Source organism: Fischerella sp. PCC 9605, assembly GCF_000517105.1.
Classification (GTDB): domain Bacteria; phylum Cyanobacteriota; class Cyanobacteriia; order Cyanobacteriales; family Nostocaceae; genus PCC9605.
This window is the reverse complement of the sequence record NZ_KI912151.1, coordinates 228,722-249,676: the sequence shown is the minus strand read 5'-3', so window position 1 is coordinate 249,676 and position 20,955 is coordinate 228,722. Positions and strand designations below refer to the sequence as shown.

General features: G+C 42.1%; 14 protein-coding genes. 2 read left to right on the top strand and 12 right to left on the bottom strand.

The window, feature by feature from the left end; translation table 11 throughout:
- Positions 1 to 2: 2 nt before the first annotated feature.
- The 6 genes from FIS9605_RS0126095 to FIS9605_RS0126075 all read right to left on the bottom strand — a co-directional run bounded on the left by FIS9605_RS0126095 (position 3) and on the right by FIS9605_RS0126075 (position 7,034).
- The gene (locus tag FIS9605_RS0126095; RefSeq protein ID WP_026735211.1) at positions 3 to 1,574 is read right to left on the bottom strand and encodes a sensor histidine kinase; all 1,572 of its coding nucleotides are present in this window, start codon (positions 1,572 to 1,574) and stop codon (positions 3 to 5) included.
- Between the two features lie 240 nt (positions 1,575 to 1,814).
- Positions 1,815 to 2,252 (bottom strand): response regulator, encoded by a 438-nt coding sequence (locus FIS9605_RS0126090; RefSeq protein ID WP_026735210.1) that lies wholly within the window; start codon positions 2,250 to 2,252, stop codon positions 1,815 to 1,817.
- Positions 2,253 to 2,351: 99 nt separating this feature from the next.
- Complete coding sequence (locus tag FIS9605_RS44365; protein WP_231510468.1) at positions 2,352 to 2,657, bottom strand: ATP-binding protein; 306 nt, start codon at positions 2,655 to 2,657, stop codon at positions 2,352 to 2,354.
- Positions 2,557 to 4,251, bottom strand: coding sequence for a sensor histidine kinase (locus tag FIS9605_RS38230; RefSeq protein ID WP_051470147.1), 1,695 nt, complete (start codon positions 4,249 to 4,251; stop codon positions 2,557 to 2,559). The genes FIS9605_RS44365 and FIS9605_RS38230 overlap by 101 nt, the downstream gene beginning before the upstream one ends.
- A gap of 263 nt (positions 4,252 to 4,514) precedes the next feature.
- The gene (locus FIS9605_RS0126080; protein WP_026735209.1) at positions 4,515 to 5,984 is read right to left on the bottom strand and encodes an MlaD family protein; all 1,470 of its coding nucleotides are present in this window, start codon (positions 5,982 to 5,984) and stop codon (positions 4,515 to 4,517) included.
- Between the two features lie 267 nt (positions 5,985 to 6,251).
- Positions 6,252 to 7,034, bottom strand: coding sequence for an ABC transporter ATP-binding protein (locus FIS9605_RS0126075; RefSeq protein WP_026735208.1), 783 nt, complete (start codon positions 7,032 to 7,034; stop codon positions 6,252 to 6,254).
- 88 nt (positions 7,035 to 7,122) lie between these two features.
- On the opposite strand from FIS9605_RS0126075, the gene FIS9605_RS0126070 reads away from it, so the two are divergent.
- Complete coding sequence (locus tag FIS9605_RS0126070) at positions 7,123 to 8,637, top strand: phytoene desaturase family protein (protein WP_026735207.1); 1,515 nt, start codon at positions 7,123 to 7,125, stop codon at positions 8,635 to 8,637.
- Positions 8,638 to 8,754: 117 nt separating this feature from the next.
- On the opposite strand, the gene FIS9605_RS0126065 is transcribed toward FIS9605_RS0126070, so the two are convergent.
- The 3 genes from FIS9605_RS0126065 to FIS9605_RS0126055 form a co-directional block, all read right to left on the bottom strand.
- Complete coding sequence (locus FIS9605_RS0126065) at positions 8,755 to 11,709, bottom strand: methyl-accepting chemotaxis protein (protein WP_026735206.1); 2,955 nt, start codon at positions 11,707 to 11,709, stop codon at positions 8,755 to 8,757.
- 891 nt (positions 11,710 to 12,600) lie between these two features.
- A complete protein-coding gene (locus FIS9605_RS0126060; RefSeq protein ID WP_026735205.1) occupies positions 12,601 to 14,793 on the bottom strand; it encodes a lytic transglycosylase domain-containing protein in 2,193 nt (730 codons plus the stop codon).
- A 498-nt stretch (positions 14,794 to 15,291) separates the two neighbouring features.
- Positions 15,292 to 16,269, bottom strand: coding sequence for a threo-3-hydroxy-L-aspartate ammonia-lyase (locus FIS9605_RS0126055; RefSeq protein WP_026735204.1), 978 nt, complete (start codon positions 16,267 to 16,269; stop codon positions 15,292 to 15,294).
- Between the two features lie 76 nt (positions 16,270 to 16,345).
- On the opposite strand from FIS9605_RS0126055, the gene blaOXA reads away from it, so the two are divergent.
- A complete protein-coding gene (gene blaOXA / locus FIS9605_RS0126050; RefSeq protein WP_051470146.1) occupies positions 16,346 to 17,224 on the top strand; it encodes a class D beta-lactamase in 879 nt (292 codons plus the stop codon).
- Positions 17,225 to 17,319: 95 nt separating this feature from the next.
- Here the strand turns inward: blaOXA and FIS9605_RS0126045 are convergent, their stop codons facing one another.
- The 3 genes from FIS9605_RS0126045 to FIS9605_RS0126035 form a co-directional block, all read right to left on the bottom strand.
- Positions 17,320 to 18,192, bottom strand: a complete 873-nt coding sequence (locus FIS9605_RS0126045; protein ID WP_026735202.1) for an S-methyl-5'-thioadenosine phosphorylase — start codon at positions 18,190 to 18,192, stop codon at positions 17,320 to 17,322.
- Positions 18,193 to 18,456: 264 nt separating this feature from the next.
- Positions 18,457 to 19,017, bottom strand: a complete 561-nt coding sequence (locus tag FIS9605_RS0126040) for a DUF1349 domain-containing protein (protein ID WP_026735201.1) — start codon at positions 19,015 to 19,017, stop codon at positions 18,457 to 18,459.
- 165 nt (positions 19,018 to 19,182) lie between these two features.
- On the bottom strand, positions 19,183 to 20,589 hold the full coding sequence (locus FIS9605_RS0126035; RefSeq protein ID WP_026735200.1) for a peptidoglycan-binding domain-containing protein: 1,407 nt from the start codon (positions 20,587 to 20,589) through the stop codon (positions 19,183 to 19,185).
- Between the last annotated feature and the right edge of the window lie 366 nt (positions 20,590 to 20,955).

The window sequence follows — 20,955 nt, the reverse complement described above, 5'->3', positions numbered from 1 at the left end:
TTTTACACCCGAACCTTACGTAAATCTATCCAAAATCGGCTTCCCTGACCTACGGTAGACTCCACACCCACTCGACCACCCATACGCTCTACTCCTTTGCGGACAATTGCCAAACCGATACCAGTGCCAGGATAAGTTTCCTCTCCATGCAAGCGCTCAAAGACACCAAAAATTCTTTCATAATACTCTTGTGCAATTCCGATGCCATTGTCTTCTATCCACAGACGAATAAATTGAGAGGAGGGAGAAAAGGAGGGGGGATGGGGAGATGGGGGGAAATAAGAATTCTTTTCTGTTCCACTCTCCCCCTCTCCCACTCTCCCTCTCTCCCTCTCTTCAACCTCTTCTGCCCAGACTCGCACTTGCGGCTGTACTCCTGGCGCTACAAACTTAATGGCATTTGCGAGCAGGTTGATTAAAACTTGCAGCAATGTATCAGGGTGTGCTAACACTATAGGCAGTGAAACTACTATAGTTATGTGTGCCTGTTTACTCCTAATTTCTTCCTCTAGTTGGGTGAGAGCTTTGGCGATCGCTGCATTCAGATCAACTCTTTCCAAAGGAAGTTTAGAACGGCTCAGGCGGCTGTAGTCAAGTAAATTTTCAATAAGGGTGTTCATGAGAACAGCAGCACGCCCAATGCGCCCCAGATAATCCTGTGCGTTAGCATCTAATGCGGTTGCGTAGTTAGAGAGCAAGATGTGGGCAAATGCTTCAATTGCCCGTAAAGGCGCACGCAAGTCGTGAGAAACTGAGTAGGCAAATGCTTCTAGTTGGGAATTAACATCTTCTAATTCGGCTGTACGTTCTTGAACTCGCAATTCCAGCGTTTCATTGAGCTGGTGCAGGGCGAGTTCTGCTTGTTTGAGTGCGGTGATATCTTCAACCACTCCATCAATCACAGCTTCGTCATCGTTGGTGTTTAAATACTGTGTCAACAGCAGGTATTTTGATTGACTATTAGCTTGTGGGAGAATGATTTCCTGTACTTGTGATTGTGAGTCAGTAGGAGAAAGCTTCCAAAATAGTTCGCACAGATTCACCGCTTGCGTTTCTGCTAAAGTACTCACGCCTAATAGACGCAGAAAAGCTTGGTTACTTTCTAACAAACAACCATCAAGAGTAGAGGAAAACACCCCTACATTTAGACGTTCAAGTAATAATTGCAACCTATTTTCTAACAGTGCCGCTCGGCGTTGAGCGGCTTTTCGCTCCAACGCACCTCGAACCGCAACCGCTAGGCGGATATAATGCCGGGGAGATTTGATAATGTAATCATCCAGTCCAGCTTTCATGGCTGTTACGGCAATCTCTTCATTACCCGAGTTGGTAAACATAATTACAGGACAATTCGGGTAGCGAGACTTCGTATCTCTCAAAATTTCCAAACCATTGCTCCAACGGAGTTGGTAATCGGTGACGACGAGAGCAAAATTATTGTTGGCGATCGCATTTAAAAACTCGCTTCTATCTGCAACTTCTGTAACTCGCAATTCTGGGAATTCCTGCTGTAGTTCACGTTTGACGAGTAGGCGATCGGTTGGGTTGTCATCAACAATCAAAATATGTAGCACAATTCCTATATTGAGTTCCAATTAAATCAAAAGTAATGAAATTTGTTTTAAATTAAAGTCTGTAATTATATTTTGTTAAGGTTAAGTTAAAATATATCAAAGGTATAAAAATCAAAAACAAACATCAAAAAATAAACTAATTAGTATAAATATTGATAATTCATTTTTGAATAAAATCACATAAACATATACTAACGTCTTAACTGCTAATCAAAAGCAACAGAAAAATTAAAGTTACAATCAAAGCTCCGGTGGTTCATTAAACTCTAGCCAATAACTACTGAAACTATTCAGCATTTCAGACAGAACAGTGAACTTCACAGGCTTGACCAAATAAGAATTTGCTCCCAAGTCGTAAGCCTGATTTACGTCTTCTTTTTGCCGAGAGGAAGTTAGAACAATCACAGGCACACGTTTTAGTTCTGGTTGCTGCTTAATCCATGCTAGTACTTCATGCCCGGAACGTCGGGGTAGTTTCAAGTCGAGCAAAATGATACTTGGTAAGGGGTAACAAATACGGTCAGCATATTCTCCTTTACCACTCAGGTAGAAAATCGCCGCCTCTCCATCTTTAACAATTTGCAGCGAAGTATGTGTCAAAGCTTCGTTACGAAAAACCCGTTGGATTAACAGTATGTCAGTGGGGTTATCTTCTACCAGCAAAATTGTGTTTGTCATTAGTTAGTGGTTGGTGGTTGGTGGTTGTTGGTTAGTAGTTGGTAGTTAGTAGTTATTCCCCACTCCCCCATCTCCCCATCCCCCCATCTCCCACTCCTTTCAGTTGGCGCTTCTTAACTTAATCCAAAATCGACTTCCCTGTCCCAGTTCAGATTCAACCCCACATTGACCGTTCATTCGCTCAATTCCTTTCTGAACAATTGCTAATCCGATCCCCGTTCCTGGATAGGATTCTATGCCATGCAGGCGCTCAAACACTCGAAATATGCGTTTTTGATGTTCGCTTGCAATGCCAATACCGTTGTCAGCAATCCAGAGGCGTACAAATTGAGAGGGGGGGATGGGGTGATAGGGTGATGGGGGGAAAGAAGAATTCTTTTCTCTCCCCCTCTTCTCCTCTCCCACTCTCCCCCTCCTCTACTTCTTCTGCCCATATCTGCACTTGCGGTTCTACACTTGGTGCAACAAATTTTAGGGCATTACTAAGCAGATTTGTTAACACCTGTATTAAGGTATTACGATGAGCCAGCACTGCGGGCAGTGGAGATTGAACTGTTATTTGAGCATGTTGGTAATTTAATTGACTCTCTACTTGGGTAATTGCATCTGCTACAACTGCGTTCAAATCTACAGGTTGCAGCTTTAACTCAGCACGGCTGAGGCGGCTATATTCTAGTAAATCATCGATCAGTTCTTGTAGCTGCTCACCCGAATTTACTATTTGCTGGGCATACTCCCTACCAAGTTCATCAAGTTGATCGCCGTAGTCTTCTAATAATGCCTCAGACAATCCCTGCATTCCTCGCAGGGGTGCACGCAGATCGTGGGCAACAGAATATGCAAAACCTTCTAGTGTTTGGTTTGCTTCTTGCAGTTGAGCGGTGCGCTCTGCTACTCGTTGTTCTAGGGTAGTGTTGAGCTTCAATATTTCTGCTTCTGCTTGCTTGCGCTCGGTGATATCGGTATGAATGCATACCCACTCGCGGACTTGTCCGTTGTCATCCAAAACAGGCACAGCTCGGGCAGCAAAATGTCGGTAAGAGCCATCTGCAATTCGGACTCTATGCTCATTTTCATACACGCTTTTGGTGGCGATCGCATTTTGCCATGATTGTGCAGCTTGTTCTCGGTCTTCGGGGTGAATTGCTTCTAACCAGCCCTGCCCTTTGACTGCTGTTTCACTTTGCCCTGTCAGCGATCGCCAACAGGGGATATCTTCAACTATTTCTCCTTGCGGATTAGTCGTCCAAACTGCCTGGGCTGTAGCTGTTACTAGAGAACGATAACGGGCTTCACTTTGCTTGAGTTGCTGTTGCTCTTGTTTTAGCTCGATCAACAGTTGATTTTGCTTTTCTGCCTCCTGCTGACGCTTAAATATATTTCGTCTCAGCAAAGAAAATATTACTCCTAAGAACAGTAAATTTACGCAAGTAACGACAGTGAAGGTGAGTAGCGTTGTTTGGATGCTTGCTTGAGATTCTTTTGAGCGAATACGCAAAAGCTGATTTTCTTCAGCTTCCATCTGGGCTATCTGCCGCCGAATCTCATCCATTATCTGTTTACCCTGACCAGTGTTGACCAACTGTCGGGCAGGTTCAAATCCCTGTTTTCGTCGGATATTGATGGTTTGTTCGAGGTTAGTCAGCTTGACGTCAATTGCTTGTTCTAAATTTTGAATTCGCTCTTGCTGTCTGGGATTATCTGCGGTTAGCCGCCGCAAAGTATCAACCCGGTCGTTCACATGGGCGATCGCTGTTTGATAAGGTTCTAGATATGTTTCTCTACCTGTGAGCAGATAGCCGCGCTGTCCGGTTTCTGCATCTATTAAGGTGGAAAGAGTTTTTTCTAGTTCAGCTAAAACTTGATGGGTGTGGTTAACCGACTCTTCATTTTTAACTATCTTTAACGTATTGCGATAAGAAATAACTGCATTGATAAGTAGCAGTAACAGCCCTATTCCTAACGCAATGTTAATTTGCTGAAGCAGCGAGCGTTTCATAATAGCTGAACAATGGAAGACAGTGCAATCAGAATCTGAAACCAAGATTGCTGTTGTAGCAGCTAATTCAATTTAACCCGCTCGCATCCCCGCCACTACCAGCACAGGAATCTCGTCTCAATTATTTCATGCTTTTATATCTACTTTTACTATAGTTCTCTATAGTTCCAAATTCTATAGAAAACTGTAAAAATATAACACCACTGGACAATATTCTTAGCATCCAAAGATTTTTCAGCCTTTGACATATTCTCACGTCCCTATTATTCTACTTCCTCCTTCTGCCGTTGCTTGCTGTGCTCACGCAATTTCTGCAATAGCTTTTCTTGGGATGAGGTAGGGGTATCCTGACTGATAGTGGATTGAAATTGTTTGTTCTCCAATAACTTTTGTTGCGATGAAGTAGAAGTTTCTAGAGTGACAGCTGGTTGAAGTTGTTTGTTCGCAATCTTTAAAGCAGTAGGTGGAAAGTAAAATGTCGTCTGTTGTTGGCTTTCACCTATTTTGCTTTTTGCTGCATTTGGGTTTCTAACAGCTGTTTTAACTGCATCTAGCGTATTTGCAACCTCGACTTGCTGCTGCATCTGTTGGGTAGAAGACACCAAAGTACTTAGACCATTAACCAGTTGCCTGAGATTTTCCCGAAAACTTGGATCGCCAGTCAATTCGTCCAAATCAGATGTAATTTTCTGGGTGTTTTCAAATGTTACCCGTGCAGAATCTAGGGTTTGTTGTAATACTAAGAGGTTATTAGGATCGTTGAGTGCTCGACTAGCATCGCGCAAATTAGCCGACGCTTGTGCAGCATTTGCTGAGAGAGTTTCTAAATTTTGCACTAACTCTCCTTGCGTCAAACGATTTAAAGTAGGCGATAGGCTAGCAACTGTAGTCCGTAATTGATTGCTGGTTTCGGTAATATTGTTTAAGGCTGAAACTAGTGAAGAACGATTAGTTGTTACCAGGCTATCCAGGTTTTTTAGCAATTGATTGGCTTGATTTGCAGTTGAACTAATACTCTTTGCTGTGGTACTGAATTGATTGACAGTTTGACTAGTAGATGTACTGACTCTATCTGCTGCATCTGCTACAGAATTTGCAGCAGTTGAAAAATTATTCAGCTGTCTTTGTGTGGTTCTGGTCAAACTGGTGATTTCACGGCTGAGAACAGCTACTTGAGCAGCTGCATTGGAGGTATTTTCTAGTGCTTCATTAAGATTCTCATAGACTCTCGGCTGAGTATAAAGAGCAGCTAAGTTAGTGCTGGAGCGAATCAACTCATCCAAACTGATGCCTATTTGACCTTGTAATCGCGAACCATCACAAATAATTACACTAGGATCGCAATTTCTATCTAAAGGTTTAGCAACAGCAGTTCCATTTGGTAAAGGTGATTCGGGTGTGATGTCAATAATGCTTTCGCTAATCAGACCGGATTGATTGGCTTCCACTCTGACATCACGGGGGATAACTAAGTTGGGATTAGTGATTTCTATTTCCACTTCCACATTGTTTGGCCCCGGTCGGATGGCAGAAATATTACCTACCCTAACGCCACGATAGCGAACTATTGACCCTTTTTGCATACCACCAGCATTAGCAAATTCCACAACGGCTTTGTATGAACTCTGAGCAGCGGTAAATCTATTTAGCCAGAGGATAATTGCTCCAAATACACCTGCTCCCAGGAGGAGTAGTAACCCCACAGAACCTTCTCGAAATGTGCGCGATCGCATTTTTGTTTCCTCCCTCTTCGATTTTGGATTTTAGATTTTAGATTTTAGATTAGTACTGGTTAGTAGTTAGTGGTTAGTGGTTAGTGGTTAGTGGTTAGTGGATAGTGGTTAGTGGTTAGTGGATAGTGGATAGTGAATAGTGGTTAGTGGATAGTGGATAGTGGATAGTGGATAGTGAATAGTGGTTAGTGGTTAACAACTAACAACTAACAACTAACAACTAACTACTAACTACTAACAATTCCCATTCCAAAATCCAACTTTGTCTTAACCTGCAACTTGAATTGGCCCAGATACACTCCCACTCATAAATTGTCTAATTAAGGGATTTTCTGTACTATCTAGTTCACTAACTGTACCTTGCCACTGTACTTTACCTTGATAGAGAAATACCAGTCTGTCAGCTGTCCGGCGAATAGTGCTTTGTTGGTGAGTGACTATTGCGTAAGTGCCACAGACTCGTTGTGTAGTTCGTAAATTCTGGATTAAATCTTCTATTACGGTTGAGGCAATTGGATCGAGTCCGGCTGTTGGCTCATCATAGAGCAAAACTTCCGATCCTTCTTTGGGGTTTTCGGGGTTAGACATAATCGCACGGGCAAAACTTACCCGTTTTCGCATACCTCCAGAAAGTTCAGCTGGATAGCGATCGCCTATTCCTGACAAACCCACCATCTCCAATTTTTCCTCAACTAACTCGCGAATGCGTCTTCTAGGCAGGTTCGAGTGCTGATACAGAAAGAACCCGACATTTTCATCCACTGTCAGCGAATCAAATAGCGCCGCCTGCTGAAACACCATCCCGATGCCAACCGGATCGGCCCCATCCTCAATCAATCCATCTCGCCGCACCCCTTGCACATAAATTTCTCCCGCATCAACAGAAAGTAACCCAGCAATCAGGCGTAAAATTGTCGATTTACCAGTACCGCTAGGCCCAATTATCCCCAGTGCTTCTCCCCGGTAGATCGTCAAATCGACATTATCTAAAACCTTATTGCTACCAAAGGACTTAGAAACACCTTTTAGTTCAATCAACGGTTCAGTCATTTTCAATAGATAATGGATAGTGGTTAGTGGATAGTGGTTAGTGGGAAACTACTAACCACTAACTACTAACTACTAACAAACAACAAAAATGCAAAAGAGTGATGTCATCGTTATTGGTAGCGGTATCGGTGGGTTATGCGCTGCTGCATTACTCGCTCGTTATGGTAAACGTGTAATTGTCTGTGAAAGCCATACAATTCCTGGTGGTGCTGCTCATAAATTCAAACGCCGAGGATTTGAATTTGATTCCGGCCCCTCCTTCTATTGTGGTTTAACAGATGCCCAGAGTTTAAATCCTGTAAAACAAGTTCTTGATATTTTAGGTGAATCCCTAGAAGCCATACGCTACGATCCATTAGGACACTATCATTTTCCCGAAGGTACTGTTGCAGTTTATAGCAATGCTGAACGTTATCGGCAAGAAGTAGCTAAATTTACTCCTACTGGTGCAAGGGAATTAGAACTGTTTGAACGCCGCCTTTTACCCTTGTATGATGCGATGAAAGGTATTCCTACTTTGGCACTCAGGGCAGATTGGCGATTGCTTTCCGTATTGATCGGGCGTTATCTACCATCTTTGTGGAAAATGCTACCCAACTTACCTCTTGTCCAAGCTTCTGTAGGCGATGTGATGGATGCCACAGTTCAAGACCCTTGGGTACGACGGCTAATTGATCTGGAATGCTTTCTACTGTCAGGTTTAAAGGCACACGGTACTATTGCGCCAGAAGTAGCTTTTATGTTAGGTGAACGTTCCCGCAGTGGTGTAGAGTATCCTGTGGGCGGCAGTGGAGCAATTGTCAATGCTTTGGTGCGGGGGTTAGAACGCTGGGGTGGTAAGTTACTGCTGGGATGTCACGTTGAGCAAATTTTGGTGGAATCTGGAAAAGTTGTAGGTGTACGCTTGCGATCGCCCCAACCCCTCGGGGCAGAAATCCTCAGAGCACCAATAGTAATTTCCAATGCCAGTATCTGGGATACCTACACTCAACTATTGCGACCTGATGACTTGCCTGCATCGTATCGTCAAGCATCTCTCGCTACACCAGTAGTCGATAGTTTTATGCATTTACACTTAGGTATCCGTGCTGGTGGGTTAGAGAATTTGACAGGACATCATGTAGTGGTTCACGACGCGAGTCAAGATATCACAGCACCAGGAAATACTTGTATGGTATCGATTCCGAGTGTGTGGGATGCCAAACTTGCTCCAGAGGGACACCATGTGGTTCACGCCTACACCTTAGAACCCTACACCGGATGGGAACGGCATCAGGAGTATGAACAAAAGAAACGGGAGAAAGCAGAAACTTTATATCGTGCCTTAGCAAAAATTATCCCCGATATCAGCGAGCGTGTGGTGTTGGAACTCATCGGTACACCCTTAACTCATGCTTATTACCTGCGGAGATATCAGGGAACCTATGGCCCTGCGATCGCAGCAGGCAAAGGAATGTTTCCGGGGCCGCACACACCCATACAAGGTTTGTATCGCGTTGGTGATAGCACTATGCCAGGAATTGGTGTACCTGCGGTGGCGGCGTCTGGTATTTTGTGTGCAAATACGTTGGTGGGAGTAAAGCAAATGCAGGAATTGTGTTAAATTCTTTGTGTCTTAGTGTCTTGGTGTTTCAAAGATGATCTTTTTCACCACTAAGACACCAAGACACCAAGAAAGTTAAGAAACATAATTTCTACCAAGCTACTTAGTCATTTTTTGTTAATTAACTTTGAACTTTGCCACAGTTGCTTGCAATTCTTCGGAGATTCCTACAGTTTGTTGTAGTGACTGAGAAATTTGACGTGAGGAGCTACTAGTACTTTCCGACACTTGAGATATTTCTGCAATTAACTTGGTTACTGCTTGCGATGTTTCTACTTGAGATACAGTCGCCTGAGAAATTGACTGCACTAACTCATCAATTTGGCGAGAAACACTCAGAATCTGGTTGAGAGAGATTTTCGCATTTTCCACAATGCGAGAACCTTCCACTACCTGGATAGTTCCCTGTTCCATTGCTTTGGCAACTTCAGCCGTTTCCCGTTGAATATTCTCCACAAGGATCTTAATTTCTTGGGTAGCGTTAGAGCAACGGGCTGCAAGTTCACTGACTTCTGTAGCAACCACTGCAAAACCTTGACTCCCTTCACTAGCCTTTGAGGCTTCCAGCCCGGCGTTGACTGCTAGCAAGTTGGTTTGCACAGCAATCTCGTTAATCAAGGAAACTATCCGGGAAATTTGTTGCGACGATTCTCCCAGGCGCTTGACTTTTTTGGCTGTGTCATCAATTGTTGAGCGCAAGTTGAAGATTTTTTCTACCGTCAGATCAATTGCTTTTTCACCTTCAGTGGCAGTATTGGAGGCTGTATGGGCAATTGCAGCGGCTTTTTGGGCGTTAGAAGCCACATCTGCAATTGAATCTGTCATGTGCTCTATACAATTGAGAGTGCAGTTAATTTCAGCAGCTTGTTTGATGGCTTCGTCGGCAAGTTGGCGAATCGCACCTTCGTTTTCACCAAGGGCTGCATTCACAGCAGTTGCAGACGCTTTCACTTTGGTGACAATCTCTCTGAGATTCTCAACGATGGTGTTGAAAAAGTCAGCAACGGTGCCTATTTCCCCTTGTGTAATAGTCGCACGCACTGTCAAATCGCCTTTGGATGCTCCTTCGATATCTCGCAGCAGTTTGATAATTTGTTGTTGCAGCGCTTCTTTCTGTTGACTTTGCTCAATGGCGATTAGTTCTGCACGAGAACGCGCTTTGTCTACCTGTTCAAGAATGTATGCTTGCTCTAGAGCATAACCAATGGGAATCGCTGTCTGCTTAAACAACTGAATTTCTGATTGTTTCCATTGGCGCGGACTAGAACACTGATGAGCGATCAGCAAGCCGTAGAGGTTGTTGTTGAGCAAAATAGGCGCGACTAAATTTGCTTTGACTTCAAATGCAGCCAGTTGAGCAATGTGACATGGGGTTAAACCTGCTTCGTAGATGTTTTCCAGTGCTTGGACACGACCTCTTTGATACTTATCAACATAATCTCTGGCAAAACAAGGGTCAGCAATCTCTGCACCCAAAGCGGACGACCACTCGTCACCAACGCATTCAGCTACAATCTTGCCCATCCAGTTTTCATCAAAGCGATAGACAACGACTCGATCTGCTTTGATCGCATCTCGCAAAGTTATGACTGCTAAATTCAGTATTTGTGCAGTATCAAGCGAACCACACACGCGAAAAGTAATTTTATTGACTAGTTCTGTTAGCTTGGCTTCTTTCTCTTTTTGGGTGATTTGTTCTGTAATTTTGTCTGCCATTGTGTTAAAACTAGCAGCCAATTTACCTATTTCATCAGTAGTGAAAATCTCAGCACGAGCAGAGCGATCGCCTAAAGCCACTTTTTGGGCTGTTTGCTCTAGCTTCCGGATGGGTGTAATAATTGTCCTTCTGATGATTAGCGTCCAAATCAGGGTAATTGCTAAGGCTACAATAATAGTGAGAAGTTCTACCCGAAAACTGTTTTCTAACAATTGATTGAGAGCAGTTTCTGGAGTTCCCCGTACTAAAACAGTACTCACCTGTTCGTCAAATACAGATCTTGAATCATTATCTGCTTCAATAATTTTGTTAGGTACAGCCTTTGCTGCCATTGTATAGGTTTGATTGCCTATTTTTAGCCGCGCAGTTACTGCTTTGCCTCCAGCTACTGCTGCTGCTTCCAGTAAAGATTTACCTTCATCAGGTAATGCTACATTCGCTGTTTCTTTATTCTTAGATTTATCTTGCTCTAAAGCTGCTGCTAGAGCGAATTCTCCGCTTGGTTTGCGTAAATAAACAGCACTGTAGCCTCCTCCGGTAGCTTGCAACGTTCCTCTCACAATCGCATCTTTGTTATTAACAATATCGCCAGCAACTAAAGCAGCGATTACTGCTTTTGTTTTTGGGTCTTTAACAGGCGTTACTGTGTAACGAATTAGGGCATCTGCTTTGTTAAAACCATCTGGTAAAGGAGGTGCTTCTTTACTCAATTCCGACCAACTAACAATTCTATTTGCTTTTATTTGTTGAGGATTCTTGAAAACCTCACTCACCAAGTTGTCAGGATTAAAATTTTCCCCTTGACGGTCGGCATTAGCATTGACAATAATCTTCAAATCTTTACCAACAAGGGTTGCATACTCTATTTTTCTGACCTTGATTTCGTTTGCCAGAATTTGCTTCACTTGTGCTTTTAAATCAGGGCTTAAGTTTTGACCTGCATGATCGGCAGCAGCAGCTTGAATAATTGCCGAATTATCTGATTGTCCGCGAAAGCCAAAGCCCATTTGATTGACTTTGACATTGTAAGCCATTTCTGTAACAGCTATTTCTGATTTCGCTTGTTCTAGTGATAGAGCCTGCAAATTATTAATAAGCAAGTATCTGGCGACACAACCAATCCCTAGAATAGATACTATCTCACAAAAAATCAAACCAATTAACTGCTTGCGGCTGATGGAAAGATTAGAAAACCAGTTCCAAAAAAACCGTTGTGCTTTTTGGAATCCAGTCAAATTAGTTTGAGATTTTGTAACTTGGTGTTGATAATTTCTGTCATAGCTATTAATGACCGATGGTTGCTTTAAAGTATATTCTCTAGGTTCTGTGCGCTTTTCGTTAAGTTTGTTCGTCATAACTATTAGATGCAAATACTCGTCTACATCAAGAAGTGTGAACAATTGAACTAGTTTTAGTTCTCAAACTAATAACTGATAGGAATGGACGAGTGCACCCAGACAAATTTATTCCATGAAGAATATAATGCAAATTAATCTGCACTACTGTTACTTTTCAAGACAAAAAACCCAAATCCTAAATTTTGAATTGGGCTATTCACTTTCAAGCAATTGCAAAACTGAATTTCTATGTTATTTTTTGCAAAAAATTATTAGGTAGCTTACACCCTATTTATATAGTCTTTAACCTGGCAATTTCTAACTATTGCTTGAAATAGATATAGATTAGGTTTTATACATCTTTTTTATTTTAGGCTATGTTACTGTTTTGTGCAAGTTTTTTAAGTGTCTATTTTTTGAATTTAATTTGAAGATTTCATGTGTTGAAAGTTTCTTGAGAATGGTAATTTGATGTCTACCAAAATTGCTAATGTCAATGCACTAATACTATACGGCAAGTATCAAGCTGGTAAGGAGTATCTGCCCTCACCCCCTACCCCTCTCCCAACTTGGAAGAGGGTTTTTAATGAATATGAATTAGCTGGACTTAATATTAATTGCTAAATATATATGCCATACTTTTAGATAATTTAGAACAACCAAATTAAACGATAAGATCCCCAATTTTTGGTGAGAAGTCGGGGATCTGTCTTTTTAAGGATGGCTGGAAATTTAACTCAAAAAGTAGGTGATGAATTATTATTTCATACTATAGGTAGATGAAAAAAATTTAAATATTTTAAGAGTATCGAAATCCCTTGGAAAAGCAGACTTTTAGATAAAAATCCCCCCTTTTTAAGGGGGGTTAGGGGTGTCTAAGAATTTGAAAACATGCTCTAATCTCTTGTTTCAACGCTGCGATAGTTGTGGGTGTTTGGCTGAGTATTGCCCTACGATCCGGGAAATTTCAGGATTATAAAGACGCAAATAATTCCAATAATTGCCGAAAACCTGCCGCACGTAATTTTTGGTTTCATCAAAAGGAATCGTTTCGACAAATTCATCTGGATCTTCTTTTGGCAAAGTTTGCAACCATTTACTGACATTACCAGGGCCAGCATTGTAACTGGCGATCGCCAGCAGCGAGTTATTGCCATATTGCTGATGAGTATGATCCAAATACCAAGTACCGAACATGATATTTTCGTTGGGATTTTCGAGGTCGATTTTTTTGCTGTCCTGTTTGATTTGGGGAGCAATCCATTTAGCTGTATCTGGTAATACCTGCATCAAGCCAGTAGCATTAGCAACAGATTTAATTTTGGGCTGAAACCGAGATTCTTGACGAATCAAAGCAGTTACTAGTAGAGGATTAAGTTGACGTTGTTGCGACCAATATTCTATTTCTTTGAGATAAGGAAAGGGGTAACGAGCTTGCCAGTAAATTATCTTTTGACTCAAAGCCTCATACTGGGCTTTTTCTTCTGGTTTATCTCGGTCTTCTAATTTAGAAATTTTGTCAATTCCGATTAAATTTTCTCCTTGTGTAAACCGCATCAAACCTTCGGTGAATTGCTCTGCTACCGTAGGCTGCATTTTGTTCTGAAATTCGGTTTCCCACTGCAAAAAAGCATCGCGATCTTGACCTAGCAGATATAATTCTTTGAAAGTTTCCGAACCCGCGATGGGTACAGGACGCAGAAGGGGAACTACTTCTGGTGTCAGTTGACGCACGTTGTTAAAGTCGCCAACATTTAGTCCCAAAGTTACTGCCGATCGCCATGCATAGTAAGAATAGGGAAACTGGCTAATCACATACTCATAAACTTGTTTAGCATCCTGCGTTTTCCCCAATTTTGTTGCCCATTTTCCGACCCAAAAACCTGCTCTGGGAGCCAAAATGCTGTCGGGGTTACTGGTGATAATTGGTTGCGCCCATTGCCATGCAGCTTGGTAATCTTGTGCTTTAGCTTTTTCTTGTGCGATTTTCCAGCGGTACTCTGCTGCTTGTTCAGTATTTCCATGCTTTGTAACCAGTAATTGCAGCGCTTCATTTACTCCTTTAGTATCTTTTTGAGCTTGGAGAATTTTAATTTTTGCTAGCAGTGCTTCCCCTGCTTGTTCAGGGTGTTTGCTAATTACTTGGTCAAGATATGGCAGAGCATTTTTACTTGGTTTTGTCATTTCTGCCAAACGCAGCAGGGCTGTACCTGCTTCATTTGTCTCGGGGAAATCACTGTTAAGTTGTTGGTAGGCTGCGATCGCTTGTTGTTGTTTTCCGCTGATCTGCAATCCTCGGCCAATGCGGTAAAGGTTGCGGGGTGTTTTAGCCGCTTTGGCGTAGGCACTCGCAGCTTTGTCAAATTCATTATTTTCCCAGTAAGCTGTAGCAACAATTTCCCATTCTTCCGGTTTGAGAGTAGGATTTTTCATCAAACGATCCAACACAGCAACGCTTCCTGGTTCGTCGTAGGCATACTTAGCCAAAATTAGCTGCAATTGCTGCTGATTGGGGTTGGTTTCCAACCGCTTGCGGACAATATCCCAAGTGAGAGGATTGGAAGGAAAAGAGGCGATCGCTTTGTCCTGATATTCAGGAAGTCCAATTAAATACAAAGCTTTAGCCGCGGCTGGATGTTCGGGATAGCGTTTTAGCACTGCCTGTCTGCTGTCTGAGGCTTTGCCTTCTTCTCCCAAAATGTCATAAGCCTGAGCTGTTTTGAGCAGAATGTAAGGCGCTAAAAGTGGATAGTCTTTTTCTAGTCCTTCCAGTAAGTTTAGTGCTTCTTTGGCTTGCTTGCGTTCAATTAAGTCACTCGCCAACAGATAGCGAGCGCGATTGCGATCTGGTGATGGAAATCCTTTGACCAGTTCTTGTAGTTTTGCTGCTCTTTCCTGAGGGGATTGCAGTACCAATGGAAAAACAGCTGATTCGGCTTTATTTGCCTCCGTCAACTGTTCGGACTGATTTTTAAATTGTTTCAGCCATTGGCCCAGATATTTTCCCATTTCAGGAGCTGAAAACATTGCCCCAGCCAAAAAGGCACACAGTCCTGCACCCACAATTAGAGATATTTGCTTTTTCTGTAGCTTCTTCAGCATTGAGACCCGCTGAAAATTTCACATGAATTTCTTGCCACTCTAACACTAACTAGTGGTTTAGATAACCATTTTTACTTCTCTATTTTTAATTATCAGTAAAAAAATTAGAAATCAATGGCTGCTTAAGTATTTATACTTTAATTGAGAATAATTATGAATGAATTTTTCATTTAACATCTTCCAATAGATATATTTTTTATTTACTTAGTACAGCTTTGTGTAAAAGAGTAGCGATTTTAAACGCAGAGGCTCGCAAAGGAAAACGCAGAGGGACGCTGAGTTCAGGAATATGCTATTTTTAATTACATCTTAAATATCTCTCTGAGGCAGTTGTATTTCAAACTTGCAACACAGTGATGTATCGAATTAATTCTGAGTGGAGTGATTGCATAATCCAAAATCAACTACAAAAGATTGAGATTGGGTATTAGTGATTGGGGATTGGGTATTGGTGAGAATTATGAATGATGAATGCGATTGGGCTGAAAATTTCATAATTCATAATTCATAATTCATAATTTTATGCCCCAGTCCCTTTAAATCTACATTTCCACCACTAATAACAACACCAATTTTAGCCTGCGGTGCTTTCACTACACCTTCTAGTAAAGCCGCTGCTGCTAAAACTCCGGTGGGTTCCACAACAATTTTTAAACGTTGCCATAAAAAGAACATGGTGCGAATAATTGCTTCCTCAGATACCGTCACCATGTTATCGACGTAATCCAGCACCAAAGGAAAAGTAATTTTTCCCAAGCTGGGAGTACGCGCACCATCAGCGATGGTATCGGGATTATTTACCGAGTACAGAATTTTGCTGTGAAAGGAACGAGTAGCATCATCAGCGCGTTCTGGTTCTACTCCTATGACTTTACACTTAGGTGAAAGTGTTTGAGAAGCGATCGCACTACCGGAAAGTAACCCGCCACCGCCACAACATACTAATAGCAAATCTAGTTCGCCGACTTCCTTAATTAGTTCTTTAGCTGCTGTACCCTGTGCCGCGATGATATGGGGATGATCGTAAGGGGGAATGATTGTTAAATTTCTCTGTTGTGCCAAAGTTTGAGCTAATTCTTCCCTATTTGTCTCACTGCGGTTATACAAAATTACCTCCGCACCGTAACCGCGAGTAGCTGCTTGCTTGACGGTGGGGGCATCTTCAGGCATAACGATGGTGGTGGGAATATTTAGTAACTGTCCGGCTAAGGCTACAGCTTGGGCGTGATTTCCAGATGAATAAGCGATCGCACCTGTTTGTTGTTGTTCTAATCTTAGTTGTGCCAGTGCATTATATGCACCGCGAAACTTGAAAGAACCAGTGCGCTGAAAGTTTTTACACTTGAAAAACACTTGACTACCAGTGTGTTGATTAATGGTTCTAGAAGTAATCACTGGGGTATGGTGAGCAATACCAGCAAGACGCTTCGCAGCAACTTCGATGTCGGCAAAAGTAACAGAGTCAGGCTGTGACATTGGCGGCTGTATAGATATTCAAAGTTCTAATATAGATAATTTGTGCTGCTGTATTCACTTTAGTGAGGAGAACAGGATGATATTTCGTATATGGCGATCGCGATTGGTTATCTTTGCAATTCTTGGTTGTCTCATCTTCTTCCTCCTGATTAGCTTCAGAGAAATACATGTTTTTGCTCAACAGCCTACTCCTACGTCTGCTGATTCTGAACATTCAGCAACAGTGATTGTGCAAGCACCAGATTTGGGGCAAAACTTCCGGAAATTAGGGGTGGAGGGGTCAATCTTAATTTACGATTTGAAAAAAAACAAAACCTACGAACACAATCCGCAACGCAATCAAACTGCAATGTTTCCAGGTTCAACATTTAAAATCTTCAACGCAATGGTGGCTTTGGAAACAGGTACTATTCCTGATGATGTCACAGTCCTGACTTGGGATGGAATTCAGCGCGAAGTCCCTGAATGGAATCACGATACAAATTTGCGTCAAGGTTTCAAAGATTCAACCGTCTGGTTCTATCAAGTGCTAGCACGCCGAATCGGACATAAGCGCATGCAGCAATTTATCGAGCAAGTTGGCTACGGAAATCACCAAATTGGGACAGCCAAAGATATTGATCGCTTTTGGCTGGAAGGCCCCTTGCAAATTACAGCCAAGCAGCAAATTGAGTTTCTACAGAAATTGTATCGAAGCGATTTGCCCTTCTCAGCGCGAACCATGAATCTCGTTAAAGACATGATGGTGCGCGAACAGACACCAGACTACACATGGCGAGGAAAAACAGGATGGTTGTTTAACACCAATCCCGAACTTGGTTGGTTTGTAGGCTATCTAGAACAGAATAAAAATGTCTATTTCTTCGCTACCAATATCAATATAAATAAACCAGAGGATGCTCCTCTACGGATTGAAGTGACGCGACGCTGCTTCAAAGACTTGGGTCTACTATAGCAGAACGCCGTGATTTTACTTGGTGTCTTTGTGCCTTTGTGGTTAATAAGATTTATTTTTGAACCACCAAGACACCAAGACACAAAGAATAGTTTCTACAAATACTTCTTCAACAACAAATCTAATTTCTCCTTCGTCTCCATTGGTACTTTCTCCAACGGTGTCAAAATCGCATACTTCAACGCCGAATGGGCTACACTAGGTGGCGGATTATCACTCAAACGCCGCACTGTTTCTTGAATGACTTTCTGTGCATTGACGGCATTGCGTTGTAAATTACTCACTACCATCTCTACTGTCACGCTGTCGTGATCTGGATGCCAACAATCATAGTCAGTTACCAGCGCTAAGGTTGCATAGGCAATTTCTGCTTCCCTTGCCAGTTTGGCCTCTGGTAAATTCGTCATCCCGATGACTGTTGCACCCCAACTGCGGTAAAGATTGGATTCTGCTTTGGTGGAAAATGCCGGGCCTTCCATGCATACATACGTACCGCCGCGATGTAGAGTTACATCTGGTAAATCCAAAGAAGCGATCGCATCTGCTAAAACACCAGCCAAATTCTGACAAACGGGATCGCCAAAAGCAATGTGAGCAACAATTCCTTCCCCGAAAAAGGTGGACACTCGATTTTTTGTTCTGTCAATAAACTGATTGGGAACTACCATATCTAGCGGTTTCGTTTCTGCCTTTAAAGAACCTACCGCACTTGCTGAAATTAAATACTCCACACCCAATTGCTTCATCGCATGGATATTGGCACGAAAAGGCAACTCTGAAGGTAAAAGCGTATGATTGCGTCCATGACGTGCTAAAAAAGCTACCCGTGTCCCTTCCAAAGCTCCCAAAATCAAAGCATCAGAAGGTGAACCAAAGGGTGTTTGAATTTGCACCTCTTCTACATCTTTGAGGGCATCCATTTTGTATAAACCGCTGCCACCAATAATTCCAATCCGAGCTTCAGCCATTATTGTTTAACCTCTAGCTTCCTGCAATGCCAAGTTATTGTACTGGCAAATGTGGCCTTGACTAATCTGGTGGCAGCTTTATTGATATTTTCAAAAAATATTTTTGTGTTATTAACAGTATTAAAACACACTCACTATTTCAGTAATTGCTGTTGTTAAGCTGTTGCGCTTACAATTTGCATCCTTTTAAATTTGGGGAAAAATGTCAAATCTTCTCCCCATCTCTCCATCACCCCATCTGTCTAAATGGGAAAATTAAAAGCCTCACAGCTTCGCCCCTTCTAATTGACTGTTCATAGTTTCAATCTGAAAATCCTCAAAAGTCACTTGGAAACCATCGTCTTCTGGACATGCACATACCAATCCTACCTGCACTGTTTCTTTCTCAGTCAAGTCTGTAGTCTTCAGTATGTTGTATTCTTTACCATCCAGTGAATATTGCACTTCTACAGTGCTACCTCTTCGCTGCAAACGCAACCACAACCAATCAGGATTTTTTCCTAATGGCACAACTGACCATTCAGAATCATTGCGCGTGACAACTGCACTGATATACTGCATGTTGTTGACAAATTCAACACCAGATTTTAACCAGGTTTTCTCATCCACACGAATCATTAATCCTGCGTGGTCAGATGAATTTTGATACTTGCCGATAATTTTGACTTTGGTAGTAAAATCACCTGTAACTTCTTGATAATAAAAGTGACCGTTGTCACGAACGCAGTAATGAGTTCTACGCCAAAAATCTGTTTTTGCTCCGGAAGTAACGGTGATAATACTCTCTTGATGTTCCCACGTAGGTGGCTCATTATACCATTTCATAAACGCAAGCAGATTGTAGGTAAAATTTTACTTGATTTGGTTAGTATTGATATTTTATTTATTAATAGTAGCACCGATAAAACTTCATCCAAGTGGGTGATTTTGCTAAGAATAAAATCCCCGACTTCCTCAAGTAAATCGGGGATCTATGGTTATCTTTCTTAATTAAAAGTATTCTACCCGTGCATCAAAACCGCGATCGCGTAAAAATCGAGAGTGCTTTTCGGCTTGAGAGCGATCGGGAAATGCTCCTGCATTCACATAACTTCCCAATTTGGATTTAGCTGCAAAAGCTTCGGGTACATACTGGCGAACTTCGTCGAGAGTCTCAGAATCGCGAATTGGCACGATTACTACATAGCGATTCTTGGCAACAGGATGTGTTACTACAGGAGTGCCATTATTACTCAATCCTAAGGCTTGCCAAGTTTGAAAATCTACAAATCCAGTCGGGTTCAGTCCTACAGCTCGCTGAAATTGCACCACAGCATCTCTAGTTGCTACACCATAGTAGCCTGTAACCTCCCCTCTGAAGAATCCTTGCTCTAGTAGACTTTGTTGTATGGCTACCACTCGCTGACTGGTTTCACCCAGACAGATATAACCACTAGTTGGCGAACAACCATAATTTGCATTTGTAGAATGTACAGGTGTTGGATTTATAGGTGTTGGATTTACAATTGCAGAGTTTCCATTTCCTGAAGCACTGGATATTGCTGTCCAGGTTCGTGCATCGACAATGCCATTGGGTGTTAGTCCGTAATCTCGCTGGAAGCGCACTACAGCATCTTTAGTAACATAACCAAAATTACCAGTGGGGTTGGCTCGAAAATAACCCAACTGCGACAAACTTCTTTGCAGTTGTAATACTTCAGGCCCTGCGTCACCTTCGTTGAGGGCATTGGGATAGTTATCAACCTCGCTATCAAGATCACCGCCATAACCATTATTTGGTTTTGCACTGAAGTCAGCACGTATTGCTTGTAATGTGCTAGCACCAGCAATACCATCAGCACGCAATCCAGCATATTGCTGGAATCTAATCACTGCCCGCCGCGTTTCTTGACCAAAATAGCCGGTGATCGGGCCATCATAAAACCCTAAAGTCTGTAAATTTTGTTGCAGCCGTGTAACTGCTGGCCCTCTGCTACCGACTTTGAGAACATTGCTTTTGCTGTGACAGCCTGCTTGTAGTGCTTGTTGAGTTTGCGGCCCTACCAGGCCAATAGCATCAATTCCCTTCGCACGTTGAAATTGTCTCACGGCACTTTCAGTTAAAGGGCCGAACCTACCATTCACTGGGCCATTGTAGTAACCTAACCTTTGCAAACATCTCTGGACGTTCGCAACTTCAGGGCCGCTATCACCTCTCTCAAGTGCTAATGCTTGGCCTGCTATATTTAAAACTGCCAAAGTCAATGCTATAGAAAAAAACCGCATCGCTGCACCACTGGATAACTTCTGCCAATTCAAGTTAGTAAAAAATTTATAATTAACTCGGACAGGAACAACACCAGTGCTTTCAGATGCTTCGTAAACAGAAGCAAGATGAAGATATACAATGGTTTCCATAATTTTTCCAAGTTCCTGATTTAGGCAATTCTCTTAAATTTATTGTTTGTTGATTGTTGGATATTTATCACTGTACGGCGTAAAGCTTTACGCTCGGCAGTCGCTACAAAGGAGGAGTCACTAAGATTCAGTAGTATAAATATGTATAATTATGTAAACTTACTTACTAGTACTGAATTTTTGCCACAGCAATAATCTCCACCAAAATCTTAAAATTCCTACATAATACTGTTGATTTTACTTGCTTGCTTGAAATTGTATCTACAAATGGAATATAACACTTTCTACAGAATATTACATGAAAAGTTTGTGTTTTATATTACTAATCTTTACTGTTTTTTTGATACATTTTCGACATTTAACAGT